The following is a 19,209-nucleotide window of genomic DNA, read 5'->3' as shown; positions in this document are numbered from 1 at the left end:
GGAAAAATAGGGGATTAAAAAAACCGATCATGGCTTGATGGTACGCATAATCGGGTTCTGCAAGACGATCAGGGTTTCAGTGGACTGAATTTCGTCAATTGTTTGGATCTTGTTGATAAGTACCTGCTGCAACGCGTCGATCGATTTGCACATTACCTTAATAAAGATGCTGTAGTGCCCGGTGGTGTAATACGCTTCGGTCACTTCATCGAGGCTTTCCAGTCTTGCAAGTGCTGACGGATAGTCTTTCGCACTTTTCAGAATGATGCCGATAAAGCAGCCGACGTCGTAGCCCAATTGTTTGGGACTAACATCAATCCGCGCGCCAGTAATAATCCCGGCCTGCTTCATCTTTTCTACGCGAACGTGAATTGTTCCTGGGCTGACGCCGAACTGTTTGGCTAATTCTGCGTAGGCTGTACGGGCATTTTCCATCAGGGCATCAAGAATGCCGCGGTCCAGATTGTCGATCTGATAATTTTCCATAGGTTTTTCTTATGTAGATTAATGATTCCCTCTATTTTAGACGTTAATTTTAACGAATCAAAATCAAAGTCGGCTTTTTGTTTGTTGATTATTGAATATTACCTCCATTCTGTTGCTTAATCATAGGCAACAGGACACAGGAGTACACATAATGAAAACCGCTTACATTGCCAAACAACGTCAAATTAGCTTCGTAAAATCTCATTTTTCTCGCCAGCTGGAAGAGCGTTTAGGTCTGATCGAAGTTCAGGCTCCGATCCTCAGCCGCGTTGGAGATGGTACGCAGGATAACTTGTCGGGCTGTGAAAAAGCGGTGCAGGTGAAGGTTAAAGCATTGCCAGACGCTCAATTCGAAGTGGTTCATTCACTGGCGAAGTGGAAGCGTCAAACGTTAGGACAACACGACTTTAGCGCAGGCGAGGGGCTGTACACGCATATGAAAGCCCTGCGTCCCGATGAAGATCGCCTCTCCCCGCTGCACTCAGTGTACGTTGACCAGTGGGACTGGGAGCGCGTGATGGGCGACGGTGAGCGTCAATTCTCAACTCTGAAAAGCACGGTAGAGGCTATCTGGGCGGGAATTAAGGCCACCGAAGCTGCGGTTAGCAAAGAGTTTGGTCTGGCACCGTTCCTGCCAGAGCAGATCCACTTTGTTCATAGCCAGGAGCTGTTATCTCGTTATCCGGATCTTGACGCAAAAGGTCGTGAACGTGCGATCGCTAAAGAGCTGGGCGCGGTATTCCTGGTGGGGATCGGCGGTAAACTCAGTGACGGTCACCGTCATGATGTACGCGCGCCGGATTATGATGACTGGAGTTCAGCGTCTGAGCTGGGTCATGCCGGTCTGAACGGTGATATTCTGGTCTGGAACCCGGTTCTGGAAGATGCGTTTGAGCTGTCTTCTATGGGGATCCGTGTGGATGCTGACGCTCTGAAACACCAGCTGTCTTTGACCGGTGATGAAGATCGCCTGAGTCTGGAATGGCACCAGGCGCTGCTGCGTGGTGAAATGCCGCAGACGATTGGTGGGGGGATTGGGCAGTCGCGTCTGACCATGCTGTTGCTGCAATTACCGCACATTGGCCAGGTTCAGTGTGGCGTATGGCCGGCCCAGGTACGTGAAAGCGTCGCTTCTCTGCTGTAACAATTAACGCCGCCAGCGTCTGAGCAGGCGGCTTCGCATCCCGGTATCAAAGCGCCAGATATGATCGAAAATGCGCATGATGCCGGGTTTGCCATGTGCTGACATCGCTACCGCATGAAAACGGTGCTGGTGCACCCGCTGTAATTCCCCCACTTTGCTGACGACTTCATCGGGCAATCGCTGAGCGATAAAATCTGAGATAACCACCGCATCGGCATCAAACCATTCCCGACCCTGCATGCGTTCAATAATGGCGCGAAAACAACTGGCAATATCAGTACCGCCACGAAAGCGCTGACTTAAAAAGCGGATCGCCTGTTCGATGCCCTCCGGACCGGAAAGCTCATAGCGCACCACTTCTGTTGAAAACAGCATAATGAAACAGCGCCGGTTATCGGCAAGGGCGACGCGCATTAGCGCCAGGCAAAAGGCTTTCGCACACTGCTCATTAAACCCGCCCATCGATCCTGATGTATCAACGCAGACGATAAAAGGTCCGCGCGGCTGCTCGTCAAAATCCTGATGCACCACCGGACGTTCTGTTACCTTCTCACGCCATGCTTCGCCGTGCAGGCGGTAGGTCAGCAGTTGCTTTTCCACCAGCCGTCGGTAGAACTCATATTCCAGTTCGGTTATGCCCAACGTGGCCAGTTCTGGCGGTAGCAGGCGCAGGATATCGTCACTTTGCTGGATGCCATCCACCTGCTCCGGGACGGTTGCCGGTTCGCGCACCAGGGTACGGAAGGTTTCCATTGGCGCATCTTTACGCGGCACGGATTTCGCCTCTCTGGAACGACCTAACTGCTCGGCCAGCCGCTGGAGTTCGGGTTGTTGCGTCAGAAATTCGCCGTATTTCACCATCAACTGATAATCACCGCGCTTGATTTGGCCCGCGCTCATATCCCACAACCGGCCTGCAGCGTTATCATTTTCCGCCAGAACGGGTTCCAGTTGTCCGCTAAGGGTCATCCGTTCCTGTACTTCACTGAGCAAATGCTCGCGCTCTTCTTCCAGCAGTTGCTGATTCAGCGTTGTGGTTTGCACCACCAGGCTCAGGCGCCAGCGCTGGAGAAAAAGCGTATGTAGGGCGGGCGTAAAGGTGCTGTTGTCATTGACCAGTTGCTGCGCTTGCCCAGCCCAGGGCGAATGGAGTCGGTGCAATAGCGATAATATTTGCGGTAGTTGAACGATAAACTGTGCATGAGAGAGGAGCTGGCTTTGTTGATAACAAATGACTTCTTCTGCCAACTCCGGCGGCACATGGGTATCTTTGAGGCGGCTACGCAAAGATTCGCGCCAGCGGGGAATATCGTCAGTGATCGCTTTTTTAAGGCGAGGAAATTTTTTAAAAAATACCACCATCTTTGGGGAAGCCAACAGGGCGACGATCATCTCTTCGATCATCGCCTCTTCGCTGACTGCCAGCATTATGTTGAGTGTATCAAGGGTCAGCATTGTTGCGCCTGGCGGATTTGCGCCCCGACATCCTGCAGGCTGGCCTCAATGCGGCCTAACCAGTCGCTATGAATAAACAGGCATTTTTGCTGTTCGCTGAATGCGCTGTGCTGCTGATGCCACTCGTTATCGAGCGCTTCAAGCTCCTGTTTTATCTCTGCGGGCATACTCTCTTGCGAAGCCCCCGGCATCGCCAGGCGAGAACCCTGTAAACTGACATCGCGCACAACCAGATGCTGTGCACTATCGACTTCCATATTCAGCGTTTGGGCAAAGCCGATCCCGTTTAATTTTCCGCGGATTTCACCGCCTTTTGTTAGCCACAGTTCCAGCGCACTGCGTTCGAAAGCAATATGGATAACTTCCATATCATGCAGCTTTAATGGCTTTTGTAGCAGTAATGTCACGACTGAGGACGTAGCTTCCGGTGGTAAATCATAATGAGGACGACGACTGAACATGCCACCCTGACGGATTACCGTGAACGCCGTTTTGTCGCTTTGTTGCTGCTGGAGTTGAATGCGGCGCTGCACAATACTGCCCAGGCGCGTCAGCATGGCTTGCTGCTGCCAGGCGTGTCCGGTCATCAATATTTCAAGCTGCTGTTGCATCAGATTCAGGCTTTGCGCGTCGTACCACAGACAATCTTTCAGCAGGATCAGGTCGATAGGTACTACCGCATCACGTCCGCTAAAGAAAGCGCTGGCCTGGAGTAAGCGGATCGCTTTTTTCCAGCGACGATCGGACACGTAGGGGGCATTCGGTAGCGTGTCCAACTGCTGGCGTAGGGTGAAAATAAGCTCAAACACGCGATCGGGAAGCTTGATGGCGCCAATGTCTTTTTGCCACTGGTGATACTCTTCATCCGTCACCTGCAATGATGCGGGGACCGGGTTGTCGCTTTCATCCTGCTGACTTAGCAGCATGGAGCGGAAATTGGCCTTGTCCTGAACTTTATCCAGCCACAGACGAATCAGCATACGGTCGTACAGCGCTTCCAGGCTGCTGTCGGCTTCAGGCAGTTCGTTGGAAGCGGCCACCAGCAGACGCATCGGAATTTTTTCTTCATACGCGCCGTTGCGAAAGTGACGTTCGTTAATGGCGGTCAGCAGGGTGTTAAGAATTGCCGGGCCTGCTTTCCAGATTTCATCGAGAAAAACGATTTCAGCTTCAGGAAGATAGCCCGCCGTTAAGCGTTCATAGCGACCTTCGTCTTTAAGGGCCTGAATGGACAGCGGGCCGAAAACTTCTTCCGGCGTAGAGAAGCGCGTCATCAGGTATTCAAAAGCGCGTGCATTTTGGAAGGCAAACTTCAGTCGGCGGGCAATTAAGCTCTTTGCGATCCCCGGGGGCCCTAATAAGAAAACGCTCTCGCCGCTGAGTGCTGCCAGCAGACACAGACGAATGGCGTGGCTACGTTCAAAAAGTCCCTTTTCCAGCGCATTGCTCAGACGGGAAATTCTTTCCGCTAATAAATGTGGGTGAGCCATAATGAAGTGGCGTCCTTTCGCCAAATGTACTGCATAAACTGCGAGTATAGATGCTTCACACCATTGCAGTAATAGACTGAAGGTGCGCTTATTTTTCTTTGAGCCAGATTAATCTGGTCTCATTTAGGGGTACGATTTTGTGATTAATCGTGCATACTGTGCGCCTTTTTGTGGGCCAAGGGACGACGCACACATTTCTTATATATACACCAAATCAATCAAGCTGCACCAAGGCGGCAATGGAGTTTTCTCCTGGGATGGGGGGAATAACGAATGCAGCCCACACGGAGTGGCTTGAAAGATGATGTGTATAAACGAAAGACGAGTCTATGAGCACTGATAATAAACAATCATTGTCTGCGATTACCCTTGCAGCCATTGGGGTTGTCTACGGTGATATTGGTACCAGCCCACTTTATACGCTTCGTGAATGTTTGTCCGGCCAGTTTGGTTTTGGCGTTGAACGTGATGCCGTATTTGGTTTTCTCTCGCTGATTTTCTGGCTGCTGATCTTTGTTGTCTCCATTAAATACCTGACGTTTGTCATGCGCGCAGATAACGCCGGAGAAGGCGGGATCCTGACGCTGATGTCATTGGCCGGGCGCAATACCTCGGCGCGAACAACCTCCATGCTGGTCATTATGGGATTGATAGGCGGCAGCTTCTTCTATGGTGAAGTGGTGATTACGCCAGCCATTTCGGTGATGTCTGCGATTGAAGGTCTGGAGATTATTGCCCCGCAACTGGATACCTGGATTGTTCCGCTCTCGATAATCGTACTGACCCTGTTGTTTTTGATTCAAAAACACGGTACCGGCATGGTCGGTAAGCTGTTTGCGCCGATTATGCTGCTGTGGTTCCTGACGCTGGCGGTTTTAGGCGTACGCAGTATTATTGGCAATCCGGAAGTACTGCAGGCGCTAAATCCGTATTGGGCGGTGCATTTCTTCCTCGAATTCAAAACGTTGTCTTTTATTGCGCTGGGTGCGGTGGTGTTGTCGATTACCGGTGTTGAAGCGCTGTATGCGGATATGGGCCACTTCGGTAAGTTGCCGATTCGCCTGGCATGGTTCTCTGTGGTGTTGCCTTCACTGGTACTGAACTATTTTGGTCAGGGGGCGCTATTGTTAAAGCATCCTGAAGCGATCAAAAACCCGTTCTTCCTGTTGGCGCCAGACTGGGCGTTGATCCCGCTACTGATCCTCGCTGCGCTGGCGACGGTAATCGCTTCGCAGGCGGTTATCTCCGGTGTCTTCTCGCTGACGCGTCAGGCCGTGCGTTTGGGATATTTATCGCCAATGCGCATTATCCATACCTCGGAAATGGAGTCGGGCCAGATCTACATTCCTTTCGTTAACTGGATGCTCTATTTTGCGGTGGTTATCGTGATTGTGAGTTTTGAACACTCCAGTAATCTGGCCGCGGCGTACGGGATTGCGGTGACGGGGACGATGGTGCTGACCTCTATTTTGTCGACCACCGTGGCGCGCAAAAATTGGCACTGGAATAAATACTTCGTCTTCCTGATCCTGGTGGCATTCTTGTGCGTCGATGTTCCGCTGTTCTCCGCGAACCTCGATAAACTGATTTCCGGCGGTTGGCTGCCTCTGACGCTGGGTCTGGTGATGTTCACCATCATGACCACCTGGAAAAGTGAACGCTTCCGTCTGCTGCGTCGCATGCATGAGCACGGTAACTCTCTGGAGGCGATGATTGCTTCTCTGGAGAAATCGCCACCGGTACGCGTGCCGGGAACGGCTGTATATATGTCCCGCGCACTGAACGTCATCCCGTTTGCGCTTCTGCATAACCTCAAACATAACAAGGTGCTGCATGAGCGCGTTATTCTGCTGACGCTGCGCACGGAAGATGCGCCCTATGTTCACAACGTGCGTAGGGTGCAGATTGAGCAGTTATCGCCCACCTTCTGGCGCGTGGTTGCCAGTTACGGTTGGCGAGAAACGCCGAACGTGGAGGAAGTGTTCCATCGCTGCGGTCTGGAAGGCTTAAGCTGCCGGATGATGGAAACCTCCTTCTTCATGTCGCACGAGTCGCTGATTGTCGGCAAACGACCATGGTACTTGCGTCTGCGCGGTAAGCTGTATCTGCTGTTACAGCGCAATGCGCTGCGTGCGCCGGACCAGTTTGAAATCCCACCGAACCGGGTTATTGAGCTCGGTACTCAGGTCGAGATTTAATCTCATCAACGCCCTCTTTCATCGTGAAAGGAGGCGTTTTGTTTTGCCCCTCCCAGTTTTCATTTCATCTAATGATAATCCTTGCGAAACGTTTCGATAGCGATCACATTTTTGTAACGTCGCGGTGGTTTTCTGTCCACTCTTCGCACTACACTTATCTCCAGCGAAACGTTTCGCTAGTGGGGAAAGAAAATGAAGAAAGGCACGGTACTCAACTCTGAAATTTCATCGGTGATCTCCCGTCTGGGGCATACCGATACGCTGGTGGTGTGTGATGCAGGTTTACCCATCCCGAACAGCACAACGCGTATCGATATGGCATTAACCCAGGGCGTACCTTCTTTTATGCAGGTACTGGATGTGGTCACACGTGAAATGCAGGTCGAGGCAGCCATTCTCGCGTCGGAAATTAAACAACATAATCCGCAACTCCACGAAACGTTGCTCAGCCACATTGAGCAACTGCAACAACACCAGGGAAACACCATAGAAATTCGTTACACCACGCATGAACAATTCAAAAAACAAACCGCAGACAGTCAGGCGGTAATTCGCAGCGGAGAGTGTTCTCCGTATGCGAATATTATTCTCTGTGCTGGCGTCACGTTCTGAGGCCATCATGAACGCATTACTGCAACTCAAAGGGATCGATAAAGCGTTCCCGGGCGTAAAAGCGCTATCCGGCGCCGCGCTGAATGTATACCCAGGCCGCGTAATGGCGCTGGTGGGCGAAAACGGCGCGGGTAAATCCACCATGATGAAGGTGCTGACCGGAATCTACACCCGTGATGCCGGTTCCTTATTGTGGCTGGGGAAAGAGACCACCTTTAACGGCCCGAAATCCTCCCAGGAAGCCGGAATCGGTATCATCCACCAGGAGCTGAACCTGATCCCGCAACTCACTATCGCTGAAAACATTTTTCTCGGTCGTGAGTTTGTGAATCGCTTTGGCAAAATTGACTGGAAGAAGATGTACGCCGAAGCCGATCTGCTGCTCGCCAAACTCAATCTGCGCTTTAAAAGCGACAGGCTGGTCGGTGAGCTGTCGATTGGCGATCAGCAGATGGTCGAAATTGCCAAAGTGCTGAGCTTTGAATCGAAGGTCATCATTATGGATGAACCGACGGATGCCCTCACCGACACCGAAACAGAATCCCTGTTCCGCGTCATCCGCGAACTGAAATCCCAGGGTCGCGGCATTGTCTATATTTCTCACCGCATGAAAGAGATCTTCGAGATTTGCGACGACGTAACCGTCTTCCGCGATGGGCAGTTTATTGCCGAGCGTGAAGTCGCATCGCTTACCGAAGACTCGCTGATTGAAATGATGGTGGGACGTAAGTTGGAAGATCAGTACCCGCGCCTGGAAAAAGCGCCGGGTGATATTCGCCTGAAGGTCGATAATCTGTGCGGTCCTGGCGTAAATGATGTGTCATTCACGCTGCGTAAAGGTGAGATCCTTGGCGTATCGGGGCTGATGGGGGCTGGGCGTACCGAGCTGATGAAAGTGTTGTACGGCGCATTGCCGCGTACCAGCGGCTACGTCACGCTTGATGGCCATGAAGTGGTTACCCGTTCGCCGCAGGATGGACTGGCTAACGGCATCGTCTATATTTCTGAAGACCGTAAACGCGATGGTTTAGTGCTCGGCATGTCGGTGAAAGAGAATATGTCACTGACCGCGCTGCGCTATTTCAGCCGTGCAGGCGGAAGCCTTAAACATAAAGATGAGCAGCAGGCGGTGGGTGATTTTATTCGCCTGTTCAATGTTAAAACGCCATCGATGGAACAGGCTATCGGCCTTCTTTCCGGCGGTAACCAGCAGAAAGTGGCGATTGCGCGCGGTCTGATGACCCGGCCAAAAGTGCTGATCCTTGATGAACCAACGCGCGGCGTTGACGTTGGGGCGAAAAAAGAAATCTATCAGCTTATCAACCAGTTTAAGGCTGATGGGCTGAGTATCATTCTGGTCTCTTCTGAGATGCCAGAAGTATTGGGCATGAGCGATCGAATTATCGTTATGCATGAAGGGCATCTCGGCGGTGAATTCACTCGCGAGCAGGCCACTCAGGAAGTATTAATGGCTGCCGCTGTGGGCAAGCTTAATCGCGTGAATCAGGAGTAAAAAAGATGACTACCCAGGCTGTTTCTGGTCGCCGTTATTTCACTAAAGCATGGCTTCTGGAGCAAAAGTCGCTCATCGCTCTGTTAGTGCTGATCGCGATTGTTTCCACCATGAGCCCTAACTTTTTTACCGTTAATAACCTGTTCAACATTCTTCAGCAAACGTCGGTGAACGCCATCATGGCGGTTGGCATGACGCTGGTTATCCTGACGTCGGGTATCGATCTGTCCGTCGGTTCCTTGCTGGCGCTTACCGGTGCGGTTGCGGCTTCGATTGTAGGGATTGAAGTCAATGCGCTGGTGGCTGTTGCTGCGGCCCTGGCGCTCGGCGCTGCCATTGGCGCGGTAACCGGGGTGATTGTCGCGAAAGGTCGCGTGCAGGCGTTTATCGCGACTCTGGTTATGATGCTGCTGCTGCGCGGTGTGACCATGGTCTACACCAACGGCAGTCCGGTAAACACCGGGTTTACTGACAATGCCGATCTGTTTGGCTGGTTCGGGATTGGTCGTCCGTTAGGCGTCCCTACGCCGGTGTGGATCATGGGGATTGTCTTCCTCGCGGCGTGGTACATGCTGCACCACACGCGTCTGGGGCGTTATATCTACGCGCTGGGCGGTAACGAAGCGGCAACGCGTCTGTCCGGTATCAGCGTCAGTAAAATCAAAATTATCGTTTACTCACTGTGCGGTCTGCTGGCATCGCTGGCGGGCATCATTGAAGTAGCACGCCTCTCCTCTGCGCAACCAACGGCAGGCACTGGCTATGAGCTGGATGCTATCGCAGCGGTAGTATTAGGCGGTACTAGCCTGGCGGGTGGTAAAGGACGAATTGTTGGGACGCTGATCGGCGCATTGATTCTTGGTTTCCTCAATAATGGGTTGAATTTGTTAGGTGTATCCTCCTATTACCAGATGATCGTCAAAGCGGTGGTGATTTTGCTGGCGGTACTGGTAGACAACAAAAAGCAGTAACAACGATTACAGGACATCTTAAATATGAATATGAAAAAACTGGCTACCCTGGTTTCTGCTGTTGCGCTGAGCGCCACCGTGAGCGCGAATGCGATGGCTAAAGATACTATTGCGCTGGTGGTCTCCACCCTCAATAACCCGTTCTTTGTTTCTCTGAAGGATGGGGCGCAAAAAGAGGCGGATAAGCTGGGTTATAACCTGGTGATTCTGGACTCGCAGAACAACCCGGCGAAAGAGCTGGCTAACGTTCAGGACTTAACGGTTCGTGGAACTAAAATTCTGCTGATCAACCCAACCGACTCTGATGCCGTTGGTAATGCTGTGAAGATGGCTAACCAGGCAAAAATTCCGGTTATTACCCTTGACCGTGTTGCCTCCAAAGGCGAAGTGGTAAGCCACATTGCGTCTGATAACGTGTTGGGCGGCAAAATTGCGGGTGATTACATCGCGAAGAAAGCAGGTGAAGGCGCGAAAGTTATCGAACTGCAGGGGATTGCCGGAACTTCAGCGGCGCGTGAGCGTGGCGAAGGTTTCCAGCAGGCCGTTGCGGCACACAAATTTAACGTACTGGCCAGCCAGCCGGCAGACTTCGACCGCACTAAAGGTTTGAACGTCATGCAGAACCTGCTGACCGCGCATCCTGATGTGCAGGCCGTATTTGCTCAGAACGATGAAATGGCGCTGGGTGCGCTGCGCGCACTGCAAACCGCGGGTAAATCTGATGTGATGGTGGTTGGATTTGACGGCACTCCAGATGGCGAAAAAGCAGTAAATGATGGCAAACTGGCTGCGACCATTGCTCAGTTGCCGGATCAGATCGGCGCGAAAGGCGTTGAGACTGCGGATAAAGTCCTGAAAGGCGAGAAGGTTCAGGCTAAATATCCGGTTGACCTGAAGCTGGTCATCAAGCAGTAATACCGATTCAGGTCGCTCGCGGCCTGATGGAGACATAAATACGCCATCCCCGTATCTGGTTTTGGGGATGAAAGCGTAAAAAGAAAAGCAGGGCACGCGCCACCCTAACCCGGTGGCGCACTTTGACTTGGAACACCAAATATGAAAACCGCAGGCAACCTCGTTGTTCTTGGCAGTATCAATGCCGATCACATCCTTAACCTTAACTCTTTCCCGACACCTGGTGAAACCGTAACCGGTAGTCATTATCAGGTCGCATTTGGCGGTAAAGGCGCGAATCAGGCTGTTGCTGCGGGTCGTAGTGGCGCGAATATCGCATTCATTGCCTGTACGGGCGATGATGATATTGGCGAAAGTGTGCGTAAACAGTTAGCCAAAGACAACATTGATATTGCGCCGATTAGCGTAATTTCGGGGGAATCGACCGGTGTTGCGTTGATTTTTGTGAATGGTGAAGGTGAGAACGTTATCGGCATTCATGCTGGAGCTAACGCAGCGCTTTCGCCAGCGCTGGTGGAAGCACAGCATGAGCGTATTGCGCAGGCGTCCGCTTTACTGATGCAGCTAGAGTCGCCGATCGAAAGCGTTCTGGCTGCGGCAAAGATTGCACATCAAAATAAGACCATGGTCGCCCTAAACCCGGCTCCGGCACGTGAACTTTCTGACGAGCTGTTGGCGCTGGTAGATATTATTACCCCGAATGAAACCGAGGCTGAAAAGCTGACGGGGATCCGGGTTGAAAATGATGAAGACGCGGCCAAAGCGGCGCAGGCATTGCATGCTAAAGGAATCCATACTGTACTGATTACCTTAGGGAGTCGCGGTGTGTGGGCCAGCGTGAATGGCGAAGGTCAGCGAGTACCCGGTTTTAAAGTGGAAGCCGTTGATACTATTGCCGCCGGAGACACCTTTAATGGCGCGTTAATTACAGCGTTACTGGAAGAGACTCCACTGCCTGAAGCGATCCGTTTTGCGCATGCCGCTGCGGCGATTGCGGTTACCCGTAAAGGCGCACAGCCTTCCGTTCCGTGGCGCGAAGAAATAGAAGCGTTTTTAAGTCAACAGAGGTAACGCTTGGCTACAATGAAGGACGTCGCCCGCCTGGCGGGTGTTTCCACGTCGACGGTTTCTCACGTCATTAATAAAGATCGCTTTGTCAGTGAGTCTGTCACTGACAAAGTTGAAGCTGCGATTAAAGCGCTTAACTACGCTCCCTCCGCGCTGGCGCGTAGCCTCAAGTTAAACCAGACCCGCACAATTGGCATGTTAATCACTGCCAGTACCAATCCCTTCTATTCTGAGCTGGTGCGCGGCGTTGAACGTAGCTGTTTTGAGCGCGGCTACAGCCTGGTGCTGTGCAATACCGAAGGCGATGAACAGCGCATGAACCGTAATCTGGAAACGCTAATGCAAAAACGCGTGGATGGCTTGCTGCTGCTCTGCACGGAAACACATCAGCCTTCCAGAGAGATAATGCAGCGTTATCCTTCTATACCGACCGTGATGATGGACTGGTCGCCCTTTGATGGTGAAAGCGATCTGATTCAGGATAACTCCCTGCTGGGCGGGGATTTAGCCACGCAACATCTTATCGAAAAAGGTTTTACGCGCATTGCCTGCATCACCGGGCCGCTGGATAAAACCCCGGCGCGTTTGCGTCTGGAAGGATATCGGGCGGCAATGAAGCGGGCGGGCTTGCCTGTCCCGGAAGGCTACGAGATTACCGGTGACTTTGAGTTTGGTGGCGGCTTTGAAGCTATGCAAACGTTGCTGTCGCATAAACAGCGACCGCAGGCCGTTTTTACCGGCAATGATGCAATGGCGGTTGGCGCGTATCAGGCTCTGTACCAGTCGGGATTGCGCATTCCGCAGGATATGGCGGTGGTGGGTTATGATGATATCGAGCTGGCGCGCTATATGACGCCTCCGCTGACGACCATACATCAACCAAAAGATGAATTGGGCGAACTGGCCATCGATGTATTAATCCATCGGATGGCCCAGCCCGCATTACAACAACAGCGTTTGCAGCTTACTCCTGTTTTGATGGAGCGGGGGTCGGTTTAGGTTTGTGCCGATCTTTGATCAGGTTACGCCCATCTTTGGCTTTTAGCAGCATGAACATCAGCGCGGATATTACCGTGATAGCGCCCATCGTCATAAAGGTGTAGTGGAACTGCTCGACCGTATTGGTTCCTTCCATACCTTCATAGATACGCAGAACAGCGGCGCTGATGGCAACCCCTAAACTGATTGATAACTGCTGAGTAACGGCCAATACGCTGTTGCCGCTGCTGGCGTTTTCATCGGTCAGATCCGCCAGAGTGATAGTATTCATTGAGGTAAACTGGGTGGACATCGCCATACCTAAAATGAACAGCGGCAGGATCAGCATCCAGACCGGCATGGCAGGAGATTGCAAAGCGAACTGCGCAATCATCAGGCCGATAAAAACCGTAACACCCACCAATGTGGTCCTGTAGCCGAGTTTGCGCAGAACCTGCGTCACCATGGATTTTGCCAGAATTGAACCCAACGCCGTTGGCGCCATCATACAACCGGCTATCAGAGCCGGATATCCAAAGCCTACCTGCAACATCAGCGGCATTAAGAAGGGCACGCAGCCTGTGCCCAGGCGAGTGGCGAGGTTGCCGGCGATCCCAACAGAAAAGGTTCGTGTCTTAAATATCGGAAGAGATATAAGTGGCGTTGGGTGACGACGAGCATGGCGAATATAGGCGAGTAGTAACAACACACTGACAAGAATAATACCGAGTGCGACCCAGGTAGCGACAAGCTTCTCGCCGAACAATTCAACGCCGCTGGAAAACAACACCAGGCTCAAACCAAACAGAAAGAAACCGGTCATATCAAAACCGCGGCGTGGGGTGGTGAAGTTCGGCATATATTTGCGAGCGTAGAAGATACCGGCAATGCCAATTGGAATATTAATCAGGAAGATCCAGTGCCAACTGGCCCATGTAACCAGTACACCGCCCAATACCGGACCTAAAATCGGCCCCACAAGTCCAGGCATGGTGACGAAGTTAAGCACGGGAAGCAGTTCACTACGAGGGTAGGCACGCAATAACGCCAGACGGGCAACGGGCATCATCATGGCGCCACCGATCCCCTGAATGACACGGAAAATCACCAGCTCGCTTAGGGAGCTGGACAGCGCACAGGCCAGCGATCCCAACGTAAACAGGCTAACAGCAATCATAAAGACGCGTCGGGTACCAAATCGGTCTGCCAACCAACCACTTACCGGGATCAGCATCGCGACCGTCAGGGTATAGCTGATAATGGCCGACTGCATGGCGAGCGGAGAGCGGTTAAGACTATGTGCTATTGCGGGTAGGGCGGTATTGAGGATAGTGGCGTCTAGTGCCTGCATAAAAAAGGCCATGGCTGCTATCCACGGTAGCCCGGCCATACTACGTGATTTCTTTTCTGACATATTATTTATCCGGTAGCACGTTCGGTGCTATCAGCAATGCCTGACAAGCAGCAAAGGCGCGATCGCCATCGTTATCATCTATTGCATCGACAATGGCCTGGTGCAAATCCAGTTTCACCACATCGTTATAGGTAATAGAGGTAAAGTAGGTCTGGTAAACCGAATGGAACAGAGATGCAAAGGAAATAAGGAACGGATTCGCACTCATTTCATAGATGTGTTCATGCCAGGCGATATCAACCTCAATCCAGCGTTCGCGTCTGAAGTTTCTTTTCAGCTCGACCATCTCTTCCATCAGCGTGTTGAGGTGCGCTTTCTGTTCAGCCGTACCAATGGTCGCCGCCAGTAAACACGCCTGAGGCTCCAGGCTGATACGCATCACCAGAAAATGTTTAATGACCTGCGGGAAATTATCTTCCGTCATCCACCAGGTGAGCAGCTCCTGGTCGAGGAAGTTCCAGTTTGCTTGCGGCATGACGCGTGTGCCGATACGTGGGCGTGGTAATACCATACCTTTTGCCGTTAACGTTTTTACCGCCTCTCTTACCGCGGTGCGACTCACACCAAACTGATCGCCCAGCTCTATTTCGCCAGGCAATATAGCGCCCGGCGCGTATTCACCTTTTAATATTCGCTGAGCCAGCTTTTCGGCCAGAACGTAGGACAAGTTTTTCTGTGCGGCTAGCTGTTGGGCATTTAACGGCATGAATGTTCTTCCTTACTCTTTTTCTTATTCATTAGTATGCCACCTGGAAGTGTGATTGCGGCTGCAAAAACGGCAATTTGCTTATTTTATGGCATGTTAATGGTTGTTTTGGTGAAAAAACACGCACTCAGAAAGTTATTTTAAATTTCCCCTTGTCAGCCTGAAATAACTCCCTATAATGCGCCTCCACTGACACGGAACAACGGATTATAAGCCGCCGGGTCAGCGGGGTTCCACTGAGAACTCCGGCGAAGAAAGCGAAATTAAATGCTTGACTTCGCAGCGGGATGGCGTAATATGCACACCCCGCGCCGCTGAGAAAAAGCGAAGCGGCACTGCTCTTTAACAATTTATCAGACAATCTGTGTGGGCACTCGAAGATACGGATTCTTAACGTCGCAAGACGAAAAATGAATACCAAGTCTCTGAGTGAACATACGTAATTCATTACGAAGTTTAATTCATGAGCATCAAACTTAAATTGAAGAGTTTGATCATGGCTCAGATTGAACGCTGGCGGCAGGCCTAACACATGCAAGTCGAACGGTAGCACAGAGGAGCTTGCTCCTTGGGTGACGAGTGGCGGACGGGTGAGTAATGTCTGGGAAACTGCCCGATGGAGGGGGATAACTACTGGAAACGGTAGCTAATACCGCATAACGTCGCAAGACCAAAGAGGGGGACCTTCGGGCCTCTTGCCATCGGATGTGCCCAGATGGGATTAGCTAGTAGGTGGGGTAACGGCTCACCTAGGCGACGATCCCTAGCTGGTCTGAGAGGATGACCAGCCACACTGGAACTGAGACACGGTCCAGACTCCTACGGGAGGCAGCAGTGGGGAATATTGCACAATGGGCGCAAGCCTGATGCAGCCATGCCGCGTGTATGAAGAAGGCCTTCGGGTTGTAAAGTACTTTCAGCGAGGAGGAAGGCGTTGTGGTTAATAACCGCAGCGATTGACGTTACTCGCAGAAGAAGCACCGGCTAACTCCGTGCCAGCAGCCGCGGTAATACGGAGGGTGCAAGCGTTAATCGGAATTACTGGGCGTAAAGCGCACGCAGGCGGTCTGTCAAGTCGGATGTGAAATCCCCGGGCTCAACCTGGGAACTGCATCCGAAACTGGCAGGCTAGAGTCTTGTAGAGGGGGGTAGAATTCCAGGTGTAGCGGTGAAATGCGTAGAGATCTGGAGGAATACCGGTGGCGAAGGCGGCCCCCTGGACAAAGACTGACGCTCAGGTGCGAAAGCGTGGGGAGCAAACAGGATTAGATACCCTGGTAGTCCACGCCGTAAACGATGTCGACTTGGAGGTTGTGCCCTTGAGGCGTGGCTTCCGGAGCTAACGCGTTAAGTCGACCGCCTGGGGAGTACGGCCGCAAGGTTAAAACTCAAATGAATTGACGGGGGCCCGCACAAGCGGTGGAGCATGTGGTTTAATTCGATGCAACGCGAAGAACCTTACCTACTCTTGACATCCAGAGAACTTAGCAGAGATGCTTTGGTGCCTTCGGGAACTCTGAGACAGGTGCTGCATGGCTGTCGTCAGCTCGTGTTGTGAAATGTTGGGTTAAGTCCCGCAACGAGCGCAACCCTTATCCTTTGTTGCCAGCGGTCCGGCCGGGAACTCAAAGGAGACTGCCAGTGATAAACTGGAGGAAGGTGGGGATGACGTCAAGTCATCATGGCCCTTACGAGTAGGGCTACACACGTGCTACAATGGCATATACAAAGAGAAGCGACCTCGCGAGAGCAAGCGGACCTCATAAAGTATGTCGTAGTCCGGATTGGAGTCTGCAACTCGACTCCATGAAGTCGGAATCGCTAGTAATCGTGGATCAGAATGCCACGGTGAATACGTTCCCGGGCCTTGTACACACCGCCCGTCACACCATGGGAGTGGGTTGCAAAAGAAGTAGGTAGCTTAACCTTCGGGAGGGCGCTTACCACTTTGTGATTCATGACTGGGGTGAAGTCGTAACAAGGTAACCGTAGGGGAACCTGCGGTTGGATCACCTCCTTACCTTAAAGAAACGTTCTTTGTAGTGCTCACACAGATTGTCTGATGAAAAGTAAATAGCAAGGCGTCTTGCGATTGAGACTTCAGTGTCCCCTTCGTCTAGAGGCCCAGGACACCGCCCTTTCACGGCGGTAACAGGGGTTCGAATCCCCTAGGGGACGCCACTTGCTGGTATGTGTGAGTGAAAGTCGCCGACCTCAATATCTCAAAACTTACCTTCGGGTGACGTTTGAGATATTTGCTCTTTAAAAATCTGGATCAAGCTGAAAATTGAAACGACACACTGTGTCTGTTCTCCGTAAATAAGAACAGATAAGCGGTGTGTTCGAGTCTCTCAAATTTTCGCAATCAGAAGTGAAACATCTTCGGGTTGTGAGGTTAAGCGACTAAGCGTACACGGTGGATGCCCTGGCAGTCAGAGGCGATGAAGGACGTGCTAATCTGCGATAAGCGTCGGTAAGGTGATATGAACCGTTATAACCGGCGATTTCCGAATGGGGAAACCCAGTGTGTTTCGACACACTATCATTACGTGAATACATAGCGTAATGAAGCGAACCGGGGGAACTGAAACATCTAAGTACCCCGAGGAAAAGAAATCAACCGAGATTCCCCCAGTAGCGGCGAGCGAACGGGGAGCAGCCCAGAGTCTGAATCAGCTTGTGTGTTAGTGGAACGGTCTGGAAAGTCCGACGGTACAGGGTGATAGTCCCGTACACCAAAATGCACAGGTTGTGAACTCGAAGAGTAGGGCGGGACACGTGGTATCCTGTCTGAATATGGGGGGACCATCCTCCAAGGCTAAATACTCCTGACTGACCGATAGTGAACCAGTACCGTGAGGGAAAGGCGAAAAGAACCCCGGCGAGGGGAGTGAAAAAGAACCTGAAACCGTGTACGTACAAGCAGTGGGAGCCTCTTTATGGGGTGACTGCGTACCTTTTGTATAATGGGTCAGCGACTTATATTCTGTAGCAAGGTTAACCGTATAGGGGAGCCGAAGGGAAACCGAGTCTTAACTGGGCGTTAAGTTGCAGGGTATAGACCCGAAACCCGGTGATCTAGCCATGGGCAGGTTGAAGGTTGGGTAACACTAACTGGAGGACCGAACCGACTAATGTTGAAAAATTAGCGGATGACTTGTGGCTGGGGGTGAAAGGCCAATCAAACCGGGAGATAGCTGGTTCTCCCCGAAAGCTATTTAGGTAGCGCCTCGTGAATTCATCTTCGGGGGTAGAGCACTGTTTCGGCTAGGGGGTCATCCCGACTTACCAACCCGATGCAAACTGCGAATACCGAAGAATGTTATCACGGGAGACACACGGCGGGTGCTAACGTCCGTCGTGAAGAGGGAAACAACCCAGACCGCCAGCTAAGGTCCCAAAGTCATGGTTAAGTGGGAAACGATGTGGGAAGGCACAGACAGCCAGGATGTTGGCTTAGAAGCAGCCATCATTTAAAGAAAGCGTAATAGCTCACTGGTCGAGTCGGCCTGCGCGGAAGATGTAACGGGGCTAAACCATGCACCGAAGCTGCGGCAGCGACACTATGTGTTGTTGGGTAGGGGAGCGTTCTGTAAGCCGTTGAAGGTGGCCTGTGAGGGTTGCTGGAGGTATCAGAAGTGCGAATGCTGACATAAGTAACGATAATGCGGGTGAAAAACCCGCACGCCGGAAGACCAAGGGTTCCTGTCCAACGTTAATCGGGGCAGGGTGAGTCGACCCCTAAGGCGAGGCCGAAAGGCGTAGTCGATGGGAAACAGGTTAATATTCCTGTACTTGGTGTTACTGCGAAGGGGGGACGGAGAAGGCTATGTTAGCCGGGCGACGGTTGTCCCGGTTTAAGCATGTAGGCGGAGGTTCCAGGTAAATCCGGTACCTTTTTAACGCTGAGGTGTGATGACGAGGCACTACGGTGCTGAAGTAACAAATGCCCTGCTTCCAGGAAAAGCCTCTAAGCATCAGGTAACACGAAATCGTACCCCAAACCGACACAGGTGGTCAGGTAGAGAATACCAAGGCGCTTGAGAGAACTCGGGTGAAGGAACTAGGCAAAATGGTGCCGTAACTTCGGGAGAAGGCACGCTGATATGTAGGTGAAGTGGTTTACCCATGGAGCTGAAATCAGTCGAAGATACCAGCTGGCTGCAACTGTTTATTAAAAACACAGCACTGTGCAAACACGAAAGTGGACGTATACGGTGTGACGCCTGCCCGGTGCCGGAAGGTTAATTGATGGGGTT

The 19,209-nt window shown here is 51.9% G+C and carries 13 protein-coding genes, 1 tRNA gene and 2 rRNA genes (1 of these 16 running past the window's edge); 11 read left to right on the top strand and 5 right to left on the bottom strand.

Annotated features, from left to right (window positions below):
• Positions 1-27: 27 nt before the first annotated feature.
• Positions 28-486, bottom strand: a complete 459-nt coding sequence (gene asnC, locus SK39_RS11505; RefSeq protein WP_003023780.1) for a transcriptional regulator AsnC — start codon at positions 484-486, stop codon at positions 28-30.
• A gap of 151 nt (positions 487-637) precedes the next feature.
• On the opposite strand from asnC, the gene asnA reads away from it, so the two are divergent.
• Entirely contained in the window at positions 638-1,630 is a 993-nt protein-coding gene (gene asnA, locus SK39_RS11500; RefSeq protein WP_003827009.1) for an aspartate--ammonia ligase, read from the top strand.
• A 3-nt stretch (positions 1,631-1,633) separates the two neighbouring features.
• Here the strand turns inward: asnA and viaA are convergent, their stop codons facing one another.
• On the bottom strand, positions 1,634-3,085 hold the full coding sequence (viaA, locus tag SK39_RS11495) for an ATPase RavA stimulator ViaA (protein ID WP_003023773.1): 1,452 nt from the start codon (positions 3,083-3,085) through the stop codon (positions 1,634-1,636).
• The gene (gene ravA, locus SK39_RS11490) at positions 3,079-4,575 is read right to left on the bottom strand and encodes an ATPase RavA (RefSeq protein ID WP_048217015.1); all 1,497 of its coding nucleotides are present in this window, start codon (positions 4,573-4,575) and stop codon (positions 3,079-3,081) included. The genes viaA and ravA overlap by 7 nt, the downstream gene beginning before the upstream one ends.
• A gap of 329 nt (positions 4,576-4,904) precedes the next feature.
• On the opposite strand from ravA, the gene kup reads away from it, so the two are divergent.
• The 7 genes from kup (at position 4,905) to rbsR (ending at position 12,851) form a co-directional block, all read left to right on the top strand.
• Positions 4,905-6,773: a low affinity potassium transporter Kup gene (kup, locus tag SK39_RS11485; RefSeq protein WP_003023768.1), complete on the top strand. Its 1,869-nt coding sequence runs from the start codon at positions 4,905-4,907 to the stop codon at positions 6,771-6,773.
• A gap of 192 nt (positions 6,774-6,965) precedes the next feature.
• Positions 6,966-7,385, top strand: coding sequence for a D-ribose pyranase (gene rbsD / locus SK39_RS11480; protein ID WP_003023766.1), 420 nt, complete (start codon positions 6,966-6,968; stop codon positions 7,383-7,385).
• A 7-nt stretch (positions 7,386-7,392) separates the two neighbouring features.
• Positions 7,393-8,898, top strand: coding sequence for a ribose ABC transporter ATP-binding protein RbsA (gene rbsA / locus SK39_RS11475; RefSeq protein ID WP_003023764.1), 1,506 nt, complete (start codon positions 7,393-7,395; stop codon positions 8,896-8,898).
• 5 nt (positions 8,899-8,903) lie between these two features.
• Entirely contained in the window at positions 8,904-9,869 is a 966-nt protein-coding gene (rbsC, locus tag SK39_RS11470) for a ribose ABC transporter permease (protein WP_003023762.1), read from the top strand.
• A 24-nt stretch (positions 9,870-9,893) separates the two neighbouring features.
• On the top strand, positions 9,894-10,784 hold the full coding sequence (rbsB, locus tag SK39_RS11465; protein WP_003023760.1) for a ribose ABC transporter substrate-binding protein RbsB: 891 nt from the start codon (positions 9,894-9,896) through the stop codon (positions 10,782-10,784).
• Between the two features lie 141 nt (positions 10,785-10,925).
• The gene (gene rbsK / locus SK39_RS11460; RefSeq protein WP_003023758.1) at positions 10,926-11,855 is read left to right on the top strand and encodes a ribokinase; all 930 of its coding nucleotides are present in this window, start codon (positions 10,926-10,928) and stop codon (positions 11,853-11,855) included.
• A 3-nt stretch (positions 11,856-11,858) separates the two neighbouring features.
• Complete coding sequence (gene rbsR / locus SK39_RS11455) at positions 11,859-12,851, top strand: ribose operon transcriptional repressor RbsR (RefSeq protein WP_003023757.1); 993 nt, start codon at positions 11,859-11,861, stop codon at positions 12,849-12,851.
• Here the strand turns inward: rbsR and mdtD are convergent.
• A complete protein-coding gene (mdtD, locus tag SK39_RS11450; RefSeq protein WP_044700499.1) occupies positions 12,817-14,244 on the bottom strand; it encodes a multidrug transporter subunit MdtD in 1,428 nt (475 codons plus the stop codon). The two genes, rbsR and mdtD, sit on opposite strands and share 35 nt — an antisense overlap.
• Before the next feature lies 1 nt (position 14,245).
• A complete protein-coding gene (locus SK39_RS11445; protein WP_003023753.1) occupies positions 14,246-14,950 on the bottom strand; it encodes a FadR/GntR family transcriptional regulator in 705 nt (234 codons plus the stop codon).
• A 478-nt stretch (positions 14,951-15,428) separates the two neighbouring features.
• Between SK39_RS11445 and SK39_RS11435 the strand changes: the two genes are divergently transcribed.
• From SK39_RS11435 to SK39_RS11425, 3 genes are all read left to right on the top strand, one after another.
• Positions 15,429-16,970, top strand: a 16S ribosomal RNA gene (locus SK39_RS11435).
• An 85-nt stretch (positions 16,971-17,055) separates the two neighbouring features.
• Positions 17,056-17,131: transfer RNA gene (locus tag SK39_RS11430), tRNA-Glu, on the top strand.
• 212 nt (positions 17,132-17,343) lie between these two features.
• Positions 17,344-19,209: ribosomal RNA gene (locus tag SK39_RS11425) — 23S ribosomal RNA — on the top strand (it continues 1,041 nt past the right edge of the window).
• The 16S and 23S rRNA genes sit together here with 1 tRNA gene alongside, the layout of an rRNA operon.

The organism is Citrobacter sp. BIDMC107, assembly GCF_001037575.1.
GTDB classification, from domain to species: domain Bacteria; phylum Pseudomonadota; class Gammaproteobacteria; order Enterobacterales; family Enterobacteriaceae; genus Citrobacter; species Citrobacter freundii.
Note: the sequence above shows the minus strand (reverse complement) of the source record. Positions and strands in the feature narration are given on the sequence as shown.